Genomic DNA, 19,305 nt, shown 5'->3' with positions numbered 1-19,305 from the left:
TCTCCTCAGTTCCGGCTTTCGGGGGCGGTGATGTCGCGAATGCCGTCGCCCAGCAGGTTCACTGCGAGGACCAGCAGGAAGAGCGCAGCGCCGGGGATCACGACGAGATAGGGTTTGAAATACATCATGGTCTTGGCCTCGGCGATCATCAGGCCCCAGGACGCGGTCGGAGGTTGCACGCCCACGCCAAGGAAGGACAGCGAGGCCTCGTGGATGATGACCACGGCCATCTCCAGCGAGAACACCACGATGATCTGGTTGAACAGGTTCGGCAGGATTTCGTAGAACAGCACCTGCCGATCATTGGAGCCGATGGACCGTGCGGCTGACACGTATTCCAGCGAACGGATCTGCCGGGTCAATGTGCGCGTGACGACCATGTAGTATTGCCAATGCAACACTCCCAGAACCACGATCAGCGTCGTTACGGAAGAGCCCACGAAAAATACCAGAGCCATAGCGAGCAGCAGTGACGGCAGCGCCAGTTGGCAGGTCAACAGGAACGAAGCTGCCTGATCGACACGCCCGCCCAGATAGCCCGCGACAAGGCCGATGGTGACACCGATGATACACCCCAACGTCGCTGCACCAAAGCCCACACCCATGGACACCCGTGCGCCATAGATCAGTCGGCTCAGATAGTCTCGGCCTAGATGGTCGGTGCCCAGAATGTGCTCCCACGAACCACCCTCGGCCCAGACCGGCGGCACAAGCCGCTTGGCGAGGTCCTGCACGTAGGGGTCGTGCGGGGCAAAGAGCGGTGCGAAAATCGCGATAAGCGCGAAGGAGATGACGATGAAAGCACCGAACTGAAATCCGAGATGGGATTTTGCCTTGCGGATCATCCGCTCTTTCGGCGTCAGGTCGATGATGTCGTCGGCCATGGCGGCCACTGCGTTGGCGGTCGTCTGCATTGGCTTCACTCCACGCGCATGCGCGGATCAAGCCACGCGTTCAGGATGTCGCCCAGGATCGACAGGATGATGAAGACGAGGGCGAAGAAAAAGACGAGCATTTGCACGGTCGGGATGTCGGCCCCAAGGATCGACTCGTAAGCCAGTCTCCCCAGACCGTTGAGTGCAAAGACGCTTTCGGTGATGACCGAACCACCCAGCTTGTAACCGATTTGGATGGTGATCACGCTGACGATGGGCAAAAGCGCGTTGCGCAACGCGTGGCGAAACAGGATCTGGCGCGGCCGGAACCCTTTGGCCCGCGCGGTGCGGATATAATCCGATCCCAGCACCTCGATCATGCCTGTTCGCGTCAGGCGCAGCACCTGCGGCACAGCAGAAGTTCCAAGGACGAAGCAGGGCAGCACGAAATGCATCCAGGTGCTGTCGCCCGAAACCGGGAAGATCGGGAAGGTTACCCCGAGCAGAATGATCAGGATCAGACCGAACCAGAAGTTCGGGACAGCCTGCGCCGCCGTACCAAAGCTGAGCGCGAAGCGATCAAGCCAGCCGTTCGGCTTCAGCGCGGCGAGCACGCCCAGCGTCAGGCCAAGAACGACGGTCACTGTCAGCGCGCCTGCGGCAAGGGTCAGCGTCACGGGCGCCCGGTCGATCAGCAGGTCGAACACAGGCTGCTTCCAATAGTAGCTGTCACCGAAATCGCCGGTGACCAATTGCCCAATCCATTCGAAAAACCGAACGTACAGCGGTCGGTCAAAACCATACTGCACACGGATCTGTTCGATGGCCTCTTGCGTGGCATCTTCGCCTGCGACCATGGACGCCGGATCAGCAGCAAGGTTGAGCATCAGGAAGGTGGCAAGCGACACGGTGAAGGCGACCGCCAGACCAAGCGCCAGACGTTTGAGAATGAATTTCAGCATCGGACAGGCTCCTGTGGGAGGCAAGGAGGATGGGGCGCGGCTCGCGCGCGCCCCATCATGAGAGCGGGGTTACTTCCAGCTCATTTCGTTGAGGCGCGGCAGACCGTCCATCGGCGCATCGAAAGTCACATCCACGCTGTGCACGTAGTTTTGCGAGTACTGGAAGATCGGCAGAAGATAAGCCTCATCAGCAACCTTCTTCAGTGCCTTTGCATAGAGCGCCGCGCGCTCGTCCTGATCCACGGTTTCCAGTGCCGCCTTGAACCAGCCCTGAACCTCGGCATCATGGTTCAGGTTGCGGTTCGACCCTTCGAGATAGTAGTTCGAGATCGCCCCCACATCCGGCGTGGCATAGAAGCCCCAGGCGTTCTGGAAGGCTTCAAGCTGGCCCTCCGCCCGCGACTTGGACAATGCCGACAACTTAACGTGGTTGATTTTGGCGGTCACGCCCACTTCGGCCAGATCAGCAGCCACCGCTTCCATAATTGGGCGTTCGCGATAGGTCGTCAGTTCAAATTCGAACCCATCTGGATAGCCCGCTTCAGCCAGCAAGGCCTTGGCGCGTTCGGGATCGTAGTCGTATTCGGTCACATCGACATCGCAGCCGAACATGCCCAAATTGCAGGTCGAATGGATCACCCGGCCCGAGCCGCCCACAAGGAATTCCACGATCTCTTCGCGGTTCACCGCGTGGTTCAGTGCCTGACGGACAAGTTTGTTTGTCAGCGGGCCTTCGGGATCGGACACGCCAGCCGCATCCAACACAAAGAAAGACACACGGGTCGAAACGCCGGTTGTGTGATCCACCATCGGCAGGTTGCCCAGATCCTTCGCGGTGTCGTCCGGTACATTGAACGACCAATTCACGCCGCCGGACAGCAGCTCTGCCGTAACAGTGCCCCAATCGGGGATCGGGCGTACAACGATATTCTCAATCGATCCGGCTGCCTTCGGCCCGCCACTGTAGTAGCCGTCAAAACGCTCTAGCGTGACGCCTGCGCCCATGTCGAAGCTGACCACCTTGTAAGGACCAGTTCCATTGAAATTCTGCGTCAGAGCATCGGGGTTGCCGTCTGCATAGCTGCCAGCCTTGCGGGTCAGGACAAAAACAGCGATATCGCGCAGCATCAGCGGATAAGGGTTCTTTGCCGTGATCCGGACCGTGCGGTCATCCACGGCGACAGCACTATCAAACCAACCGCGAATGAATGCACCGCGCCGTGTTTTCGAGTTTTCATCTGCGATCCAGTCGAAGGAATAGACAATGTCTTCGACCGTCACGGGCGCGCCATCATGGAACGTCAGCCCCTCGCGCAGGGTAAAGTCGATGGTGCGATCGTCGACCCAGGTATAGCTTTCGGCCAAGGCCCCTTCGTATTCACCGGTCTCCAAATTGATCTCTACCAGCTGGTCAGACGTCAGGTATGACAGGATCAGGTTCTCGCGGGAAGTCGAATACAGACCGTCAAGCGTTTGCACCTCTTTGTTGAACGCAGCGACCAGCGTATCATTCGCCTTGTCCGCAAAGGCTGGCAATGCAGTTGAGAACGCAAGCGCCGAGGCTAGCAGTATGGATTTGATCGACATTCAGAATCTCCCTTGTTGAGTGTGGTTGCGAAGACTTTAAGAGTCGGGCATTACATCAGCCAAATGAATGTTTCATATCACTCTCATGCACCAAAAGAATATCAACTCTATTGATCTGAATTTGCTAAAGGTTTTCGCGGCCCTCGCGAAAGAACGCAGTGTGACCAAGGCTGCGGACTCAGTCGGATTGAGCCAACCCGCCGTGAGTCACGCTCTTCGCCGACTGCGAGATCTGATGGACGATGACCTGTTTGTTCGCGCGGCAGACGGAATGCAGCCGACCGAGCGTTGCCGCGAGCTGGCCCCCGCCATCGAAGCCAGCCTGAAAATGCTCGAAGATGCTCTGACGGTGAAAGAGGTAAACGATCCGGCAAACTTGCAGGCCACCTATCGGATTGGCATGAACGATTTGTTCTCGACACTTCTGGTGCCCGGTTTGACAGCCATGGCAGCAGATCAGGCCCCGAACGTATCCTTAAGGTTTCTGCACACGCTTGAGATCAACAAGAGCCTGAGCGATGCCTATTCCGACCTCGATTCCGGTACCATAGACATGACGATTATCCAGGATTTCGACACACCTTCACGGTTCGACCGTGAGCTGCTCGGGGCCAGTGATTTCGTCTGTGCAGCACGTGCCTCACATCCAAGTTTCGGTCCCAAAGTGAGCTTGGAACAGTACACCCAGTTTGGTCACATCATGTTCACGACGCTCGACGCTGAATATGGCCGAATTGACGAAGCCCTCGCAAAGAAGAGCATTCGACGGAATATTCAACTGCGAGTCCCGCACTATTCCGCAGCCCTCAGCGCAACCGCGCAAACGGACCTTATCTACACGTTGCCCCGGATCCTGGCACCACATGCCGAGCAAGCCTTTGGCCTGCAAATGTCCGAATTGCCATTCGAGGCACCGCTGCGCAAGATCTTTCAGGTCTGGCACAAAACCCGGACCAAAGAGTTTGGACACCAATGGCTGCGCACAGTCGTTTCCGAGGCTGCCAACAAGGCCGGCATCCGCACGACTCAATTCGCCTAGAAGTGTAGGATGAAGCTGCATGGATGCATTGGTATCGAAGCTGGCACGGTGAACGATACTTGTGAATTGTATCAGCAATCGGCCTGCATCGGAGTGAACGTTTTGCGTTTTGACTCGCAAGCGATCATTCCAGAACTGGCGGACGAGGTCAGTTGTGTCCGCATCTGAGTTTTAGGTTCGAGCTGCGGCGAAAGCTGGGTTTCCGATTGAGTGATATTGGCGGCTGTCAACGACCGGTTTGGCGACATACACTGCGCCGCAGCGTTGAGTGTGCCGCGTCTTTGAACGAATGCTGCGCCAGCGAAGTGCGAAAAACGATTGGCCGCATTGTCCGCAACTTACCAGTTCGTGGGTCGCGCAGCGAAAGGCGCTGTTTCTCCAACCGGCCACTCGTGGTTCGCGCAGCGAATGCTACTGAAGAGCCCAAATTGACCAATGCTGCGCTACGCACGAATGTCTGTTATCAAAAGTAGATAAATTGAAATCGAACCATATTCGTCGGTAGGGACAAGTCTACAAATGGCCAGAACAGGTTGGGCAGATTACGGATTTAAGAAGGAGGATGACCCTTCATACAAAGAACTGTTGGAGGTTGGAGCCTGGCTTGCAGAGGGAGATTTGTCTAACCTCGAATTTGCGTTGGAAGTGGTCGACAGTTTTCCACACGGCGAGGATAGCTGGCTTAACAGCAGCTGGATTTGTCACGCAGTTGGAAGCGGGTCTGTAGCATCTGTTAAATGGATGATTGAAAAGGGCGTAGATCTAAGCCCTAAAAAGACGGGAGGCTTTCCACCGTTGATGGAATGCCTCGACGACTTGGTTCAAAACAGACATCGGATCCTTGAACTACTGATTGAGGCGGGAGCCGATCTAAATCAACGTGGGATCAACGGTTGGACGCCGCTGCATCTGGCGGCAATGCGGGACGACGAAACGGCGATGCGCATGCTTCTTGAAGCTGGTTCAGACAGGTCCGTTACGACGCTTTGTGACGACGATGCCAACGCCGAAGACGAGGCGCGGAATCTCGGTCACATCAGATCAGCCGATTTTATTTCAAATTTCGAAGTCTGACCAATAGCGGCTATTAGCGCACCCGCAGCGAATTCACCCTTCGTCCGCTTCTTTCCCCTTCGTTGCGACCGCGCCGAATGGCCGGTCTACGGTTACAGCAAGCAACAATCATTGGTTGCATGAGTCAGACGATTGATTATTGAAGTAGGCAACCTTCAAATTTTGCTTCAATCGACATTGGCTCGGCCAAAGTGGTAGGCAACCAGATGATTAAGTTCCATGACATTGCTGATGGTGATCCAGTACTCGATCACTCCCGCCTTCTGAAAGCGATGGAAAACGCATTCGAATATGCCGCAGCGCACGGCGGGATTGGGCTTACGCAAATCAAGGCCTTCAACCGCAAGTTTGCCCATTGGATGGCAGATCATTCGCCCTGGCCGCAATATCATACTGATGAACTGATGCGACTCAACAAAGTCTTGAACGAATGGGACGTGCCGCACGCGATGGTCGTCCACGATTTGATGACTGTCGCCAAGTTCGGGCGTCATACAAAGGGAAAGTTCCAGGTTTCAAAAAAGGCGCAAGACCTTGCCAGCCAGCGTGGTGCGTTCTTCGCGAAGATCTCAGAAACTTACCTGTTCGAATATAGTCACGCGCGAAATGCCCGATCAGAGTTCACAGCTCCCGGAAACTGGGACATCTTCCTCAACATCATCAACGTCGAGGCCGAACAAGGCCTCACAGAAGCGCATCTCGTCAAGACACTCTATGGTCTCGAAAAACGTGCGCATGTGATTGATCGGGAATACTATGACCACGCCGGGTTCATCTTCACGCATGTCCTGCAACCACTCAGCTGGATTGGTTTTCTGGAGGAAACATCCGACGGTGGGAGACTAACAGATCGCACCTACTGGAAAACGCCATTGTGGCGGGCGTGTCTGCAACTGGAAACCGACGGTATGGTCGACGTACCACATCGCCACTAAGGCTTCACTCAAGCTGTTGGCATCAAAATTGAGCCCCCTGCCCTCCTTGCTTTGCGTAAGCGTCTTCGCATCATCTATTTTTGCGGCAGACCAGTGATCATTTGCAATCTCGATGACACGAAGCAAACAGATCAAGCCGGGGATCAGGGCATTTGAAACATAATCAAAAATTGATCGTGCTCCAAAGCGCGCTCACCGGAAGGGCGAAGTTCCTGTCGCCAAAGGTGAGCTTTTCTTGGCCTAGGTAGAACACGATCCCCGTGCATTTTTTACTACGACCAGGCCCGTCTTTTGAAAACCATTTGAGGTGTTTAAAATCATCTCCAGTGACTGATGCAGACGCCTTGATCTCAACGCAGACCAAGTGGCTGCCACCGTCGATCAGGATGTCAATTTCCCGCTGGTCTGCACTGCGCCAGTGATAGAGCCGGTAGTCAGCGTCCTGCATTGGGACGGCACGCTGGATCTCGTTCAGAACAAAGCTTTCTAGCAGGCCGCCAAGCGCCTGCGGTGTGTTGTCGATAGTAAAAGTATCTTGGGTGAAACGCCGAAGGGCACAGGCGATGCCCGTATCTGCAAAATGGTATTTAGGGTTCTTGATCTCCCGCTTGCCCTCGCCTGATGTCCAGGCACCCAGCTTGGTCAACATTGACAGCCGTAGCAGAATATCAAGGTATTGATCGACGGTAACCCGTTGCAGTTTCGTCAGTTTGGAAAGCTCGGACGTGCTGATTTCCTGCGCGGAGCGTGCCGCCATCTGATCTATCAGGATACGCAACGCATCCGGTTTTCGAACCGGCATGATATCAGCGACATCGCGCTCCACCACTGCGTCAATGTAATCCCGATATTGCCGCTGACGGGATCTGATTGACAACTCTCTCACCTCTGGAAAACCACCTTCTAGGATGAGATCTATGTAGTCTCCTCGACTGACCTGCTCTGGATCACCCACCTGCCCTAGTTTCGGTTCGTCCTGCATCGCCCAATCCATGATGCGATTGACGGGTGCCTTTTTGACTTCAGCGACGGATAGGGGCCAGAGCTTAAGTGTTCGCATTCTCCCCGCAAGCGAGTCAGCCACATCAGTGGTTGTGAATACGTTGGAGGAGCCGGTAAGTACAAATTGCCCCTTACGCCGATTGGTATCGACGACCCTCTTGATCGCGAGAGCTAGTTTTTTGGATCGCTGGGCCTCGTCAATGATAAGCGGCTCGCCGTTCAAATTTTCCATTAAGCTGGTAAGCTGCCCCTCCGGGTCCGCTTCAATGGCCGCCAAGACAGCTGCGTCATCCAATGTGATGAAACGGCCATTGCCAAACAAGTCTCGTACAAGTGTTGTCTTGCCAACTTGCCTTGGACCAATGAGGTTGACCACACGTGCTGATGCAAGTGCATCTTCAAGCTCTGGGATGAGGTGCCTTGGCAGATATCTTTCTGTATCAGTCATGAACCTTTGGTCTCTCTCTCGCCTGATGAAGCCCAAACCGAAAAAGAGGTCCGCTTCCTTGTTACAGAATGCATATTAGAGGCTCCACCATTTGTCTATTAGATGCCTCACCATTTGTTCATTAGTGCATCTACAGTTTGCCTAGAACACAGGTTTTCTGGGAATTTCGTAAAGTTCACATTCACTCGCTCTCTCGGCTTAGCCAGGTCACGTGAGCGATATTTCTCGAAGATCACCAAGAATTTTCTAGTGGTAAAACATGGAAGGGCATTGAGTGTAGGGCGCGGCGAAATGCGCGCGGTCCACTGATGCTCCTGTGATGCCATAACTGGTTGTACGCCCTTCTCCGAGATTTACAATTGCTCGCCCTCGATAAGGCTTTTCAAAGAGTGCGAACTGGTCGTTCTCCCAGCTTTTTGAGCAACGCCTTTGCGGATTACCTCGCGGCCGCATTTGGGTGCGCAGCATTGAAATCCATGACAGCCTAGTCTGTGAGAACCATGAAACGAAAGTCTGAGAAAGCGAAACGATTAAGGCATTGAAATCGTTCCAGCAGAAATGAAACGCAAAATTCATCACATTGCGAAGGTAATAGTACAAAATACCAGAACGCAGTCATGCTATCAGTCCTATTTTGACCTCGGTTTCTTCAGGAGCGTACGCCAATTAAGGCTCTTATTCGCAAGGTCTTGGGACAATTTGAACGCGTAACCACGGTGATTGCTGATCGTCTCTGTGCGTTCCAAAAGATATCCTAAGATCATGAAACTGAGCGCTGGACCAAGATCCTTAATCGAAAACCAAGTATTCCCAAGGTTGAGATATCCAGCAATGTCATCCATTAAGCGACGGCAGTCTTCTTGGTTCTTAGCAAACCTGAGTTCTGCGCAGAGCCTTGGGTAGGCGCGCTCCATCTCATCTTGGCCTACTTCTATCTGAAAAGAATTTTCTTCTTTAACATACTGAGTCTTGGAAGTCTCTTTGTGCCCCTCAATTTCGGGGTCAGTGGCCCTCAAATCATCTGGTTTTGCAGAGCTTATCTTCGAGATTTCCACAGTGATTTCATCCAGAAGATCGCTTAAAGCTTGCTTGTCTGGCTGGCGTCTCAATAGATTGCGTGCTTTTGAGAGCAAGCCTTCATCCCAATTGACGTGCATGAGATGTGCTTTGAGGTTGCTCAGGGCGGCTGAGCACATGTCTCTGAGCCGTCCCAGTTCGTTTTGATGATCCTGGTGATCTTGCGCCATGCGCAGGAATTCAGGGTAACGCTCTGCGAGCGGCAGAAGTGACAGGCCTGTAGCAAGGACAATGCTGCCCTGACGGTCTCGGCGGGCCCAGCGTTTGCCATTGCCGCTCGATCGCCGCGTCAGCAGGCCCAAGGACACCAGTTTCGCAATATGACGCTCAACGGTTTGAATACTGACATGGGCGCGTTTTGCGAGGGAGGCATTTGAAGCAAAGCAAATATGCCCGTCGTCGCGTGTTGCATCGACTTGATCTACACGCAGGAACGAGATCATCGCTCTGAGGAGAGAGATGGATGTGCCTTTTAAGCCAAGCGGCTCTCTGATGTCTTCGATTACCTTTAGGAGTTGCCATTTGTTTTGGGCAATACCTCCCTGCCCCGTCGCTTTGTGCGACGAGTGTGCTCCAGCAGGAGCCATTCCTTGAATTGTTCTCATGATTTGCCTGCAGGCAAAGATTTCCCGTTCGCCCAAGAGCGTTTTTTATTGCTTAGCGATTCGGTGACTGCTACGATTCAGGTGTCTAATCTGAGAAGCGTAGAAATACGTTCAGCCCTCGAAGCTTCGGTTTCGGGGGTTTCTCTTTGCTTACGTCCTCCTTTGTTGCTCTAGCCTCTGGTGTCATCCGCAGGGTTTACAGCTGTAAACTCCTGGTAGGATTTCTTGATGATGCCTTCGAGCTCACGGTCGAGCCACTCAGCAAATGCTGCGTTCTCCCCTGCCCTCTTGATGGACATCGCGATTGATCCGCGCCCCGACTTAATTGTGACGCCTGGGACCGGTGTTGCCTCCCTGCCCTCGCTTGGACGTGCGCCGCGCTGCGTAATCTCTCTCATAAGCTGCTCAAGGCGGTCATCTGACGATAGCTCGGCGTTCAACTTTGACAGGATTGCGAAGGATGATGCTGCATTTACCTTCTTGGATGCGAAGGCTTCTGCCAAGGCGGTCCATTTCGGCCGTCCCGACTTTGGAGCGGCTCCAATTTGATCGCCAACATCGTCGGGAATATTGTCCGTGACCTTGGTCAGGTGGGATAGCCCAGACGCGGAAAGGCTGAGAACTTGGCGGATGGTTTTGGTATCGTGACCAGCCGCCCGTATGACGGCGGCAAACCGCGCCTTTTCGTAAAACGACAGGTTGCGACGTGCCGCATTCTCAAGGCCTTTGGCGAGAAGAGCTGTTGCGTCATCGAGGTCCTGAACATTGGCGCGGACTTTCAGGCCGAGCTCTCGGCAGGCCTGCAATCTTCGGCGGCCATAGATGATTTCAAACCTACCCTCGGTCCCTGCCCTGCGAACCAAAATCGGAACCTGTTGGCCGTCGTCTTTGATGCTGGATCTAAGGGTTTCAAAGCCGTCGCCATCATCTTCAGAGTTTACAGCTGTAAACCCATCAAGGCGATCTTTGGGTCCCCAGTCATCAATGAGCGATGGGTCAAGCTCGCGAATGGCTGACAGCGACCCCTGCAGGGCACCCAAGGCGGGTGCTGTGGGTTTGGTGGTTCGATCTTTGGGTTGCGGGCTGGAATTGGCAATCGTCTTGGCAATGCCGCTTAGATCCTGAAGTGATTTACGTGCCATCAGCTACGCCCCCATGCTTGGTGAATCATTGCTTCAACCTCGCTGCCAATAGCATCCATGGATTGCTTGGCGCGGTCATAGGTCGCCCGTGTCATCTCTGAGCGCACGACTTCGTAGATTGATTGTTTGAGCATCGTGGCATCGCTGATTGCGGTGCTTTTGAGCGCAGTGGCTGTCATCACGCGGTCCAAAAAGAGCGCGCGCATGAATGAGGTCAACTGTTGTGACGGCACATCTGTTGGCTCGTCGCGGGTGATCAGAAACTTAAAGTGATCATACTGAAGCTCGGCACCCGCATCCTCGATGACACCCATATAGGCACCGGCAAGCTCAAGAAACTGGGCCGTGGATGACACGTCGAGCATTGAGGGCGTGAAAGGGACGATAAGGGACGTTGCGGCGGCCATGCCGGAGATCGTCAGAAAGCCCAGCTGTGGAGGGCTGTCCATCAAGACGATGTCGTACTGATCTTCTACCTGGGCCAATGCATTGCGGATGCGCAGGAAGAAAGGTTGGTCAGGGTTTGAGTTTACCGCTGATTCAGTCTCGAATTCGGAGAGCAGCAGGCGTGCTGGAGCAAGCGACAGTCCCGGAAAATACGTGGGCATAATGACGTCAGAAAATGGCACCGGATCATCGTAGCGGATCGCATCGTAGACGGTGAGGCCATCGAATTCGATTTCTGGATTGATGCCGCACATAGACGTCAGCGATCCTTGCGGATCCAAATCGACCACCAGCACGCGGTAGCCATGAAGGGCTAGGTAGTGCGCAAGGTGAATTGTCGATGTACTTTTGCTGCTGCCGCCTTTGAAGTTCATCAGCTGCCAGACTTGCAGTCGTTCGCCTTCTTTGCGGCCAGGGACGTATCTGCCCTTTGTTCGAGACGCTTTTTCAAGAATTTGGCGGGCTTCCCACAGCTCTTGGGCACTGTAGTATCGGCGGCCAGCGCGGACGTCTTTTGGCTCTGGTATCGTGCCTTCGCCGTGGACTTTACGCATGAACTGGCCCGACACGCCTAGTAATTCGGCGGCCTCTGGGGCCGAAAAAAGGCGCAGGGATTTTGTGTTGTCTGGCGCGAATGCAGAGAGCAGATGCTCACTGATCGCACGGTTTAGCCGCTCGGATATATCCGTTGCCAACTCTGATGGTCTGTCTGTTACGCTCGGTGTCGCGGGAATCATCTGGTTGCCCCAATTTGCTCAATGTGGCTTTTTTCGCGCCACTTGGGGATAAAAGGTGCGATTCACCTCTCTAAGTCAACGGTTTTCTTACATTTAGTGTCTATCATAGCGCAACGCGCAAGATAAGACACTATTGACTATCCACCAAATCAGTCGAAGTTTACAGCTGTAAACTCATTGGAGGGCGTCCTTCATTTGTCTGGCGATCGGATTTGGCGGCCATCTGGCTGGGCCAAGAGGCTAACGTCATAAGTTTTTTCGACGACGGAACGGTATTTCGCAATAGCGACTCTGGATCAATATCACCGAGCCTGAAAGGGCGGGGGAGGCGACTGACGCTGAAGCGAGACGCCTAACTCAGTCAATCCACACAACCCTACACCCCAATCCTCTTCACGCGGATCCCGAGCTTGCGTGCTTTGTCGACGATGTTCTCGGTGATCCCTGACCCTGGCGTTGCGATGAGACCCTGAGGTAGGATTTCCAACATCTTGTCGTTGCGCTTGAAGGGGGCTGCTTTGCCGTGGCTTTTCCAGTCGGGCTTGAACACCACCTGCGTTACACCCCGTGCATCTGCCCAACGCGCTGCGATCATCTCGGCTCCTTTGGGCGTACCACCATGCAGCAAGACCATGTCAGGGTATTTCTGATGCGTCGCATCAAGAACGGCCCAAATGAGATCGTAGGCTTGATAGTCCCCGCCTGAGAACGCGATGCGGGTGCCTTCAGGGCAATGCACTTCGGTTTCTTTGCGGCGCTTGGCTGACAGAAAGGCCCGACTGTCTACGACTGCGGATGTCAGACCTCTGTGCGAAACCTTTGATCCGGTTCGGGGCATCCAAGGCGAACCTGTCGCAGCTGAGAAGTGGTCACAAGCCAGATCGCGCATTTGCTCGAAGGCGTCGCGGTGGTCCCAGAGCTTCAACCCGATCATTTGCAGGCGTTCCAGCTCGACCGAGGCGACCTCGGAGCCGTCTTGCGCGCTCATGCTTTCACGGACATCGCATTCATTGTCATCAAGACGCCTTTGCAGATGGGTGAGGCGGCGATGAAACAGCGAGGTGAGGGACCAGAGCATTTCTTCGAGGTTGTCTTCCAACTGACTGTCGTCGAGCAGGCTGATGGTGGTGTCAAAGAGCGTCGCCATGGCGAGTTCGACCTGATCCGGCTGGGGCAGGGGGCGATGATCGGTCTCATCTGGTCCGGGCTTTGCGCCATGAAGAGCGAGGTGGTCGAGGATTGCGGATGTGAGGCCGTGATCTTCGGGGTTGGTTTTGTCTTGAAGGGGCATGGTCTTGTTCCTCTGTTTGATCTGACCCGATTTGGATTGGGCGATAACAGGGCCGGCGGCGACCGGACCGCATCCCTTTGGATCGCAGCGCAGCGGAGAATGCGCACACGGCAGAAAATTGTTTCGCGAGGAATGGCCCGCCTTCTTTCTTTGGCGGGGCAGGGGAATTTTCTGATGGGGGCGCATTGCGGTTTGAGCGAGGAGCACTCAGCTCCGACCCGTAGGCCCATCGCTCCCCTTATCCAAACGGGATCGGATTGAACGTTTTGGAACGCCTGCCACTGACAAAATACACCCCAAAGACTACGCTTTACCTCATATTCTCAGACACTTATCCCTTCATGGCTGCAAGAAGCGTGTTGCGAAGCCCGACTCTGCCAAATGCCAACAGATCTTCGTTGAAATCACCAAGCTCTGGGACCAAGTGCCTACACTCAATGCCCGATAATCCCAGATTGGATGCAAGAGTTTGCGCAGCGCGTTCTCCCGCCACGTCGTTATCTCGTGCGATCCAGATGCGCTTGATGCCTGACGGTGGAATGAAGAGGCCAAGATGCGTTGCGGTCAGACAGGAGGCGAGGTTGAACTCAGGAAGGGCTGTGCCAACTGACAGCGTGTTCTCAAGACCTTCGCCGACGATCAAATCGCCAAGATTAGACCCTGCCCAAAACCGAATTGCGTAGCCATGAAGCTGTCCCAGTATCCGTTTGGGATTGCGCAGATCTGCAATCCCGCCAATCGTCGGATCGAGATATGTCCGAGCACATCCCGTAATGTTGCCTTGATTGTCCGTGATCTTCGCCAGAAGGGCAGGGGAGTGCCACGGATGATTTGAGTCTAAGTCATCACCTCGCAGGTAGACCCGTGGGTGAAAGAGCAAGGCAGGCCCGAAGCGCATGAGAGCGCGTCGGTGCAGATAGGCCGCTGCCGCAGTTCCAAAGACAGGCCTGCCAGTAGCAAAGAGCTTGCGTGCTGATGCAATGCGTTTGGTTTCGGCCGCACCATCATCTTTCAACTTCCTCTTGGACGTCCGTTTTTCGGGAAGCGGCGCGTTTCCGAGGAAGTGCTGAGCCTCAAGAAGGGTTTCATGCAGGGATCGTGATCCAAGCTTGGCGTGCAGCAGATCAATGAGGTCACCAAATTCACCTGTGGCGTAGTCCGTCCAGCCACCCGGCTTGCGCCCATCTCCCGCGTTCAAGCGGATAACAAGGCTGCGGCCCGCGGCACCTGACGTATCGCCAACTTGCCAATAATTGCCCTGACGCTGTCCCTCCGCGAAATAGGCGCGGCAGAAACTCTCTGCTCGCGCCCCAAGGTCTGCTGCAATCTCAGCAACCGAAACGCGCCCCGTCATTGCGCCGTGTCACCGACAGCGATGCCAACGGGAAAGCGCGCCAAGAGGGCAGTCAATGCATCAGTGTTTTCTGAGGGTAGAAATACCCGCGTTTTCCATTGGATCACTTCGGTAAAGCAGCCCATGGTTTTCAATTCGGCGAGCATCGCGCCCGTGGCACCGATGACTTCCAATCTGGGCTGGCCCATGACAAGCGAGCGGCGCAGTTGGAAGCCGTTTACGAGGTTCAGTGTGGCACGGGTCTCCATCACGGCGCGCAGAACTTCATCGGGCTCCATTTGGATGTCATTGTCGAGCCCAAGTCTCGCATAAACGTTGATCAGCTGCTCCTGAGATACCAACCGCCCGATAGCGCGTTCACCGTCCTCGGTTTGCAGACGGTAAATCCGCATATTTTCGGCAGGCAGACGATCCCAGATCGGCAGGAGAAGGCCGCAGATCAGCGTGATTTTGGAAGTCGTGAACTCCGGTACGGCATCGACCTCGGCCTGCCAGACCTGTTCAAACGTCGTATCATCGACTTCCTGCCAGTTTGACATGTTGAACTCACCCAATTCGAACAAATCATAGGTCATTGGACGTAGCAGTTTGATCCGACGGATCGGAACACCATCCTCATCCATGTATGCTGGCGCCTGCGTCATCAGGCCCGCACGCTTTGAATTGGCGTTCCAACAGAGCTTTGCATTTGGCGTTCTGGCGCAAATGGACTTCGCCTTGGTGAGCGTCAGCGGCTCGTTGCGGTCCGTTCGTTCAATCGTAAGCGCTGTTGCCGTCGCGGCCGTCGCTTCATGCTCAAAAATGACCTTACGATCGACAATCACAAACCGTTCGGCGCGCAGGGTTTCAAGACCAACATCTAGCGTACCCGCCTGTCGCGCATCTTCGATGATCGCGGAGAGCAGTTCGCCAAAGGCGTCAAAGATTGCGTCCTGCATGCCAATCTTCAACGCAAGACACCTATTGAGGAACTGCTGGATGGGCGGAAGGACCTCTCTCATGCACCCGTCGGCATCATCAAGGGTTAGCCCCGTCACTTCCTGAAACCGCGCGAAAGAGCAGGCATCGATCTTACCTGCGCGCAGTTTGTAGAAGAACTGGCGCAGTGCCGCGCGCGCATAGGGGCTTTCAAGATTGTCCTCGGCGCGGAACATGTTCTGTCCGCCGGTCTCACGTTGGCCCTTTGTAATCGCACCAAGCGTGTCGAGGCGTCGGGCAATTGTGGACAAAAATCGCTTCTCGCCTTTGACGTTTGTGGCAACGGGGCGAAACAAGGGCGGCAGCGCTTGATTGGTCCTGTTGGTGCGTCCTAGACCTTGAATCGCGTTGTCAGCCTTCCAGCCCGGCTCCAGCAGATAGTGCACGCGCAACCGCTGGTTCTTCGCACCAAGATCCGCGTGATACGAGCGCCCGGTGCCACCTGCGTCTGAAAAGACCAGGATGCGCTTGGTATCATCCATGAAGGCTTGGGTTTCGCCGAGGTTGGAGGAGGCAGGTCTATTCTCGACCTTCAGGCGCCCCTCAAACGTCCGCACAATCCGGCGCTTGCGTCCTGTGACTTCTGCCACCACATCCCCGCTGAAATGCCATAGGATCTGATCCAGCGCTCCTTGCACAGGTGCCAATGCGCCAAGATGCTCGATCAGATCATCCCGCCGCTGTTCGGCCTCACGGCATATGATTGGCGTGCCCCTCGCATCCACCGCGGGACGGGATCGCAGATCCCCGTTTTCATCGGTGTAGGGCTCAAACAACTGTGTCGGGAAGGAATGGGCCAGATAATCCATGACGTATTCCCTTGGTGTGATGTCGACCTGTAGATCATGCCACTCAGAAGGGGGGATGCCATCGAGACGACGTTCCATCAGCGCTTCGCTGGTTGAGACGACTTGCACGACAGCGGCATGACCTGCTGCGAGGTCTCCCTCAATGGCTTTGATCAGAGACGGGCACTTCATGGCTGTGATTAAGTGATTGAAAAAGCGCTGCTTATTGCTTTCAAACGCTGATCGCGCTGCGGATTTCGCTTGCGGGTTCAATGTGCCGCCCTCGGACGAGATGCCTGAAGCTTCCAGCGCTGCTTCAAGATTGTTGTGAATGATCTGAAACGCGTCCGCATAGCTGTCATAGATTGCGACCTGGGCTGGCGTCAGATCATGAACCAGCATGTCGTATTCCACACCAGCATAGGACAGCGACCGCGCGAGATAGAGCCCCAAGGCTTTGAGGTCGCGCGAAATCATCTCCATCGCCGCAATGCCACCCGCTTCCATGGAGGACACGAATTCGGCTTGGGTCACAAAGGGAAAATCGCCTGTGCCCCACAGGCCAAGACGGGATGCATAGGCGAGATTGCCGACAACGGTCGCGCCAGTGGCGGAAGCGTAGAGGATGCGCGCGTCAGGAACGGCGTTCTGCAATGCCAGCCCCGCAAGACCTTGCTGTGATGCCTTCTTGTCACCGCGTGCTGATTTCTCACCAGCGGCATTCGCCATGGCGTGGCTTTCATCGAATGCGATGACTCCGTCAAAACCTTCACCGAGCCATGTGACCACCTGATCAAGGCGAGAGGCTTTGCCTTCGCGCTCTGCGGAGCGCAACGTCGCATAGGTGACAAACAAGATGCCCTCAGCTAGTCGGATATCGCTGCCTTGGCGAAACTTCGACAGCGGGACAATATCGCTCTCACGCCCACCCAGAGCCATCCAGTCGCGTTTGGCGTCCTCAATGAGCTTATCGCTCTTTGAGACCCAGACCGCACGCTTCCGGCCGTTCAGCCAATTGTCGACGATGATGCCGGCGACTTGCCGTCCTTTGCCACAGCCAGTGCCATCCCCAAGGAACCAGCCCTTGCGCAGGCGAAAGGCACCTTCATCGGTTTCAGCCGCGGCAACCAGCTGACCGGCAATCTCACTTGGCTTGAACCAACCCTTCAGATGACAAGCATGGGCGTGGCCCGCATAAATGACGCTCTCAAGCTGCGGCGCCGATAAAACACCATCACGCTTCAATAAAGTGGGAAGGAGGGGTTGATAGGTAGGCAGCGGCGGCGGGACAGACGCCATAGCTGCGGACTGCACCAGTGACGTTGGATGGGTGGCAGCACCCTCAATCTCGAAGGCTTGTAGTATATAATCCTCGTACACCGTGTCCTGCAACGAGCCTTGGGGATCGGTCCAGTCCTTTGGTTCATACACAAGCGGACACGCATCAACGCTGTCGAACGGATGCTTGGCGCGCTCTGCAGCGAGATCACGGGTTTCCTGGCGAGCAGCAGCGCGCAGCGCGTGCAGATTGAGCCGTGTCGCAGGTTTTGCAGCGGTCTGACGCACGCCAGTGGGGCAGGGGGGCATCACACTGGGCCGTTCCGGGCAATTGGCCAAAACAGCGGCCAACAGATCACCTGTGGTTTCGCAGAGCGGATGATAGACATCTTCTGCGTCAGTCAATGCCACGTCCTCGCCAGCGGATCGTTTGTCGATGACCGTAAGACGTGTATCGATACTCGTCCCGTGCCGCGCAAATACCTTGCCAGCAATGGCTGCCGAAAAGACAACGTCGGCGACTTCGCCAATGCTTCTGAAGGTCGACTCATGGCTTTTGGTTTTGGGTGCGAAGCTTTCGCCTGTGATCACAACGAGGCGTCCAGCGGGGGCAAGGCGTGCCAAAGCTGACAGAACGTGCTGACTGGTTGCTTTGCGGAACTTGCCGTCGACATGTTGGGCGGCAGAGAAGGGCGGGTTCATGACGATGACAGAAGGTGTAATCGCACGATTAAGCCTGTCGTCGATGGACGCGGCATCGTGTCCAGAAACCAGAGCATTAGCAAAGAGCGACCTCAGCACACCGCGTCGTACCTCAGCCAGTTCGTTGAGGGCGATGACTGCGCCAGCAATCTGCCCGAATACGGCAAGCATGCCGGTACCCGCAGACGGCTCAAGAACGAGGTCAGTTGCGCGAAACCCTGCGGCCTCAGCAACAATCGCTGCGAGGGGCAGGGGAGTCGAGAACTGTTGCAGACGGACACTGTCTTCAGAACGGCGCGTGTGTGAGGGCGCAAGCGCGGAAAGGCGTTCAACCATGCTGAGAAACTGGGCAGGGGAGGCGGCCTGCTTTCGCATCAATGCGCCGTAGCGCGCAATCATCATGATCTGGGCGATCTCGACGGCATCATAGGCGTCCTTCCAGACCCATGCGCCGTTTGTGTCACTTGCGCTGAAGGCATCCTCCATCGTCGTACGAAGCGTTTTGGCATCGATGGGTTTGCCAGTTTCGAAATGCTGCAGAAGGCTGTTTGCCGCGGCAACTAGGCGATGCGCCGTCTCAGATGAGGGCGGTTTTGCGTAAATAGTGTCGGTAAGCGCAGCCGTTTTGGGATGTGCATTCATGTCGTGTCTCCAATGTCTGAAAGCAGGAAAAGGAGGCGATCCAGCTTATCCGGATCGCCTGTACTTGTGGGTTTGGGGATGTCAGGCGGCTGGACGACTGAACTTCTCAGCGGTGCGGTCCTCGAGGTTGAAATAGAGATCCTCGGTCGCCTTCTTGAAGCCCGGCGGCTTTCTGGCCGCGAGGCACCGCACGGACGCACGGCAGCCTTCGCCATGCTCCATCGCAAAATGGGTGACCTGCGCGATGAGGTCGTCCATTCCCGCAGCTTGAAGCCGTTTTTCGGGGTAGCTGTCCATCATCGTGAACTTCGTCACGACAAAAGCGCCTTCGCGATGCGCTGG

At 55.3% G+C, this 19,305-nt stretch carries 15 protein-coding genes; 4 read left to right on the top strand and 11 right to left on the bottom strand.

Going from position 1 to position 19,305, the window contains the following annotated elements:
- Positions 1-5: 5 nt before the first annotated feature.
- The 3 genes from HGT1_RS03765 to HGT1_RS03755 all read right to left on the bottom strand — a co-directional run bounded on the left by HGT1_RS03765 (position 6) and on the right by HGT1_RS03755 (position 3,424).
- Positions 6-914: an ABC transporter permease gene (locus HGT1_RS03765; protein ID WP_176248663.1), complete on the bottom strand. Its 909-nt coding sequence runs from the start codon at positions 912-914 to the stop codon at positions 6-8.
- Positions 915-919: 5 nt separating this feature from the next.
- Positions 920-1,837 (bottom strand): ABC transporter permease, encoded by a 918-nt coding sequence (locus HGT1_RS03760; protein ID WP_176248655.1) that lies wholly within the window; start codon positions 1,835-1,837, stop codon positions 920-922.
- 69 nt (positions 1,838-1,906) lie between these two features.
- Positions 1,907-3,424, bottom strand: coding sequence for an ABC transporter substrate-binding protein (locus HGT1_RS03755; RefSeq protein ID WP_176248654.1), 1,518 nt, complete (start codon positions 3,422-3,424; stop codon positions 1,907-1,909).
- 67 nt (positions 3,425-3,491) lie between these two features.
- On the opposite strand from HGT1_RS03755, the gene HGT1_RS03750 reads away from it, so the two are divergent.
- The 4 genes from HGT1_RS03750 (at position 3,492) to HGT1_RS03735 (ending at position 6,472) form a co-directional block, all read left to right on the top strand.
- On the top strand, positions 3,492-4,463 hold the full coding sequence (locus tag HGT1_RS03750; RefSeq protein ID WP_176248653.1) for a LysR family transcriptional regulator: 972 nt from the start codon (positions 3,492-3,494) through the stop codon (positions 4,461-4,463).
- Between the two features lie 9 nt (positions 4,464-4,472).
- Positions 4,473-4,631, top strand: a complete 159-nt coding sequence (locus HGT1_RS03745; protein ID WP_176248652.1) for a hypothetical protein — start codon at positions 4,473-4,475, stop codon at positions 4,629-4,631.
- A 351-nt stretch (positions 4,632-4,982) separates the two neighbouring features.
- The gene (locus HGT1_RS18215; RefSeq protein WP_208855124.1) at positions 4,983-5,537 is read left to right on the top strand and encodes an ankyrin repeat domain-containing protein; all 555 of its coding nucleotides are present in this window, start codon (positions 4,983-4,985) and stop codon (positions 5,535-5,537) included.
- Between the two features lie 206 nt (positions 5,538-5,743).
- Positions 5,744-6,472 (top strand): hypothetical protein, encoded by a 729-nt coding sequence (locus tag HGT1_RS03735; RefSeq protein WP_007120933.1) that lies wholly within the window; start codon positions 5,744-5,746, stop codon positions 6,470-6,472.
- Positions 6,473-6,635: 163 nt separating this feature from the next.
- Here HGT1_RS03735 and HGT1_RS03730 read toward each other — a convergent pair whose 3' ends face one another.
- From HGT1_RS03730 to HGT1_RS03695, 8 genes are all read right to left on the bottom strand, one after another.
- Positions 6,636-7,922: an ATP-binding protein gene (locus HGT1_RS03730; RefSeq protein WP_007120934.1), complete on the bottom strand. Its 1,287-nt coding sequence runs from the start codon at positions 7,920-7,922 to the stop codon at positions 6,636-6,638.
- 629 nt (positions 7,923-8,551) lie between these two features.
- Positions 8,552-9,604 carry a helix-turn-helix domain-containing protein gene (locus tag HGT1_RS03725; protein ID WP_243254683.1) on the bottom strand — a complete coding sequence of 351 codons (1,053 nt, stop codon included), beginning with the start codon at positions 9,602-9,604 and terminating at the stop codon, positions 8,552-8,554.
- Positions 9,605-9,774: 170 nt separating this feature from the next.
- Positions 9,775-10,746: a plasmid partitioning protein RepB gene (gene repB / locus HGT1_RS03720; protein WP_007120936.1), complete on the bottom strand. Its 972-nt coding sequence runs from the start codon at positions 10,744-10,746 to the stop codon at positions 9,775-9,777.
- On the bottom strand, positions 10,746-11,930 hold the full coding sequence (gene repA, locus HGT1_RS03715; RefSeq protein ID WP_176248651.1) for a plasmid partitioning protein RepA: 1,185 nt from the start codon (positions 11,928-11,930) through the stop codon (positions 10,746-10,748). Before repA ends, repB begins: the two co-directional genes overlap by 1 nt.
- Before the next feature lie 376 nt (positions 11,931-12,306).
- On the bottom strand, positions 12,307-13,221 hold the full coding sequence (locus HGT1_RS03710; RefSeq protein WP_007120938.1) for a DUF2493 domain-containing protein: 915 nt from the start codon (positions 13,219-13,221) through the stop codon (positions 12,307-12,309).
- Between the two features lie 331 nt (positions 13,222-13,552).
- Complete coding sequence (locus tag HGT1_RS03705) at positions 13,553-14,575, bottom strand: toprim domain-containing protein (protein WP_007120939.1); 1,023 nt, start codon at positions 14,573-14,575, stop codon at positions 13,553-13,555.
- The gene (locus tag HGT1_RS03700) at positions 14,572-18,963 is read right to left on the bottom strand and encodes a strawberry notch-like NTP hydrolase domain-containing protein (protein ID WP_176248650.1); all 4,392 of its coding nucleotides are present in this window, start codon (positions 18,961-18,963) and stop codon (positions 14,572-14,574) included. The genes HGT1_RS03705 and HGT1_RS03700 overlap by 4 nt, the downstream gene beginning before the upstream one ends.
- An 81-nt stretch (positions 18,964-19,044) precedes the next feature.
- On the bottom strand, positions 19,045-19,305 hold a 261-nt coding region (locus HGT1_RS03695; RefSeq protein ID WP_176248649.1), incomplete at its 5' end, for a hypothetical protein.

It is taken from the genome of Sulfitobacter sp. HGT1, assembly GCF_013282155.1.
GTDB lineage: Bacteria > Pseudomonadota > Alphaproteobacteria > Rhodobacterales > Rhodobacteraceae > Sulfitobacter.
The sequence above is the reverse complement of the archived record's forward strand: the minus strand, read 5'-3'. Positions and strand labels throughout refer to the sequence as shown.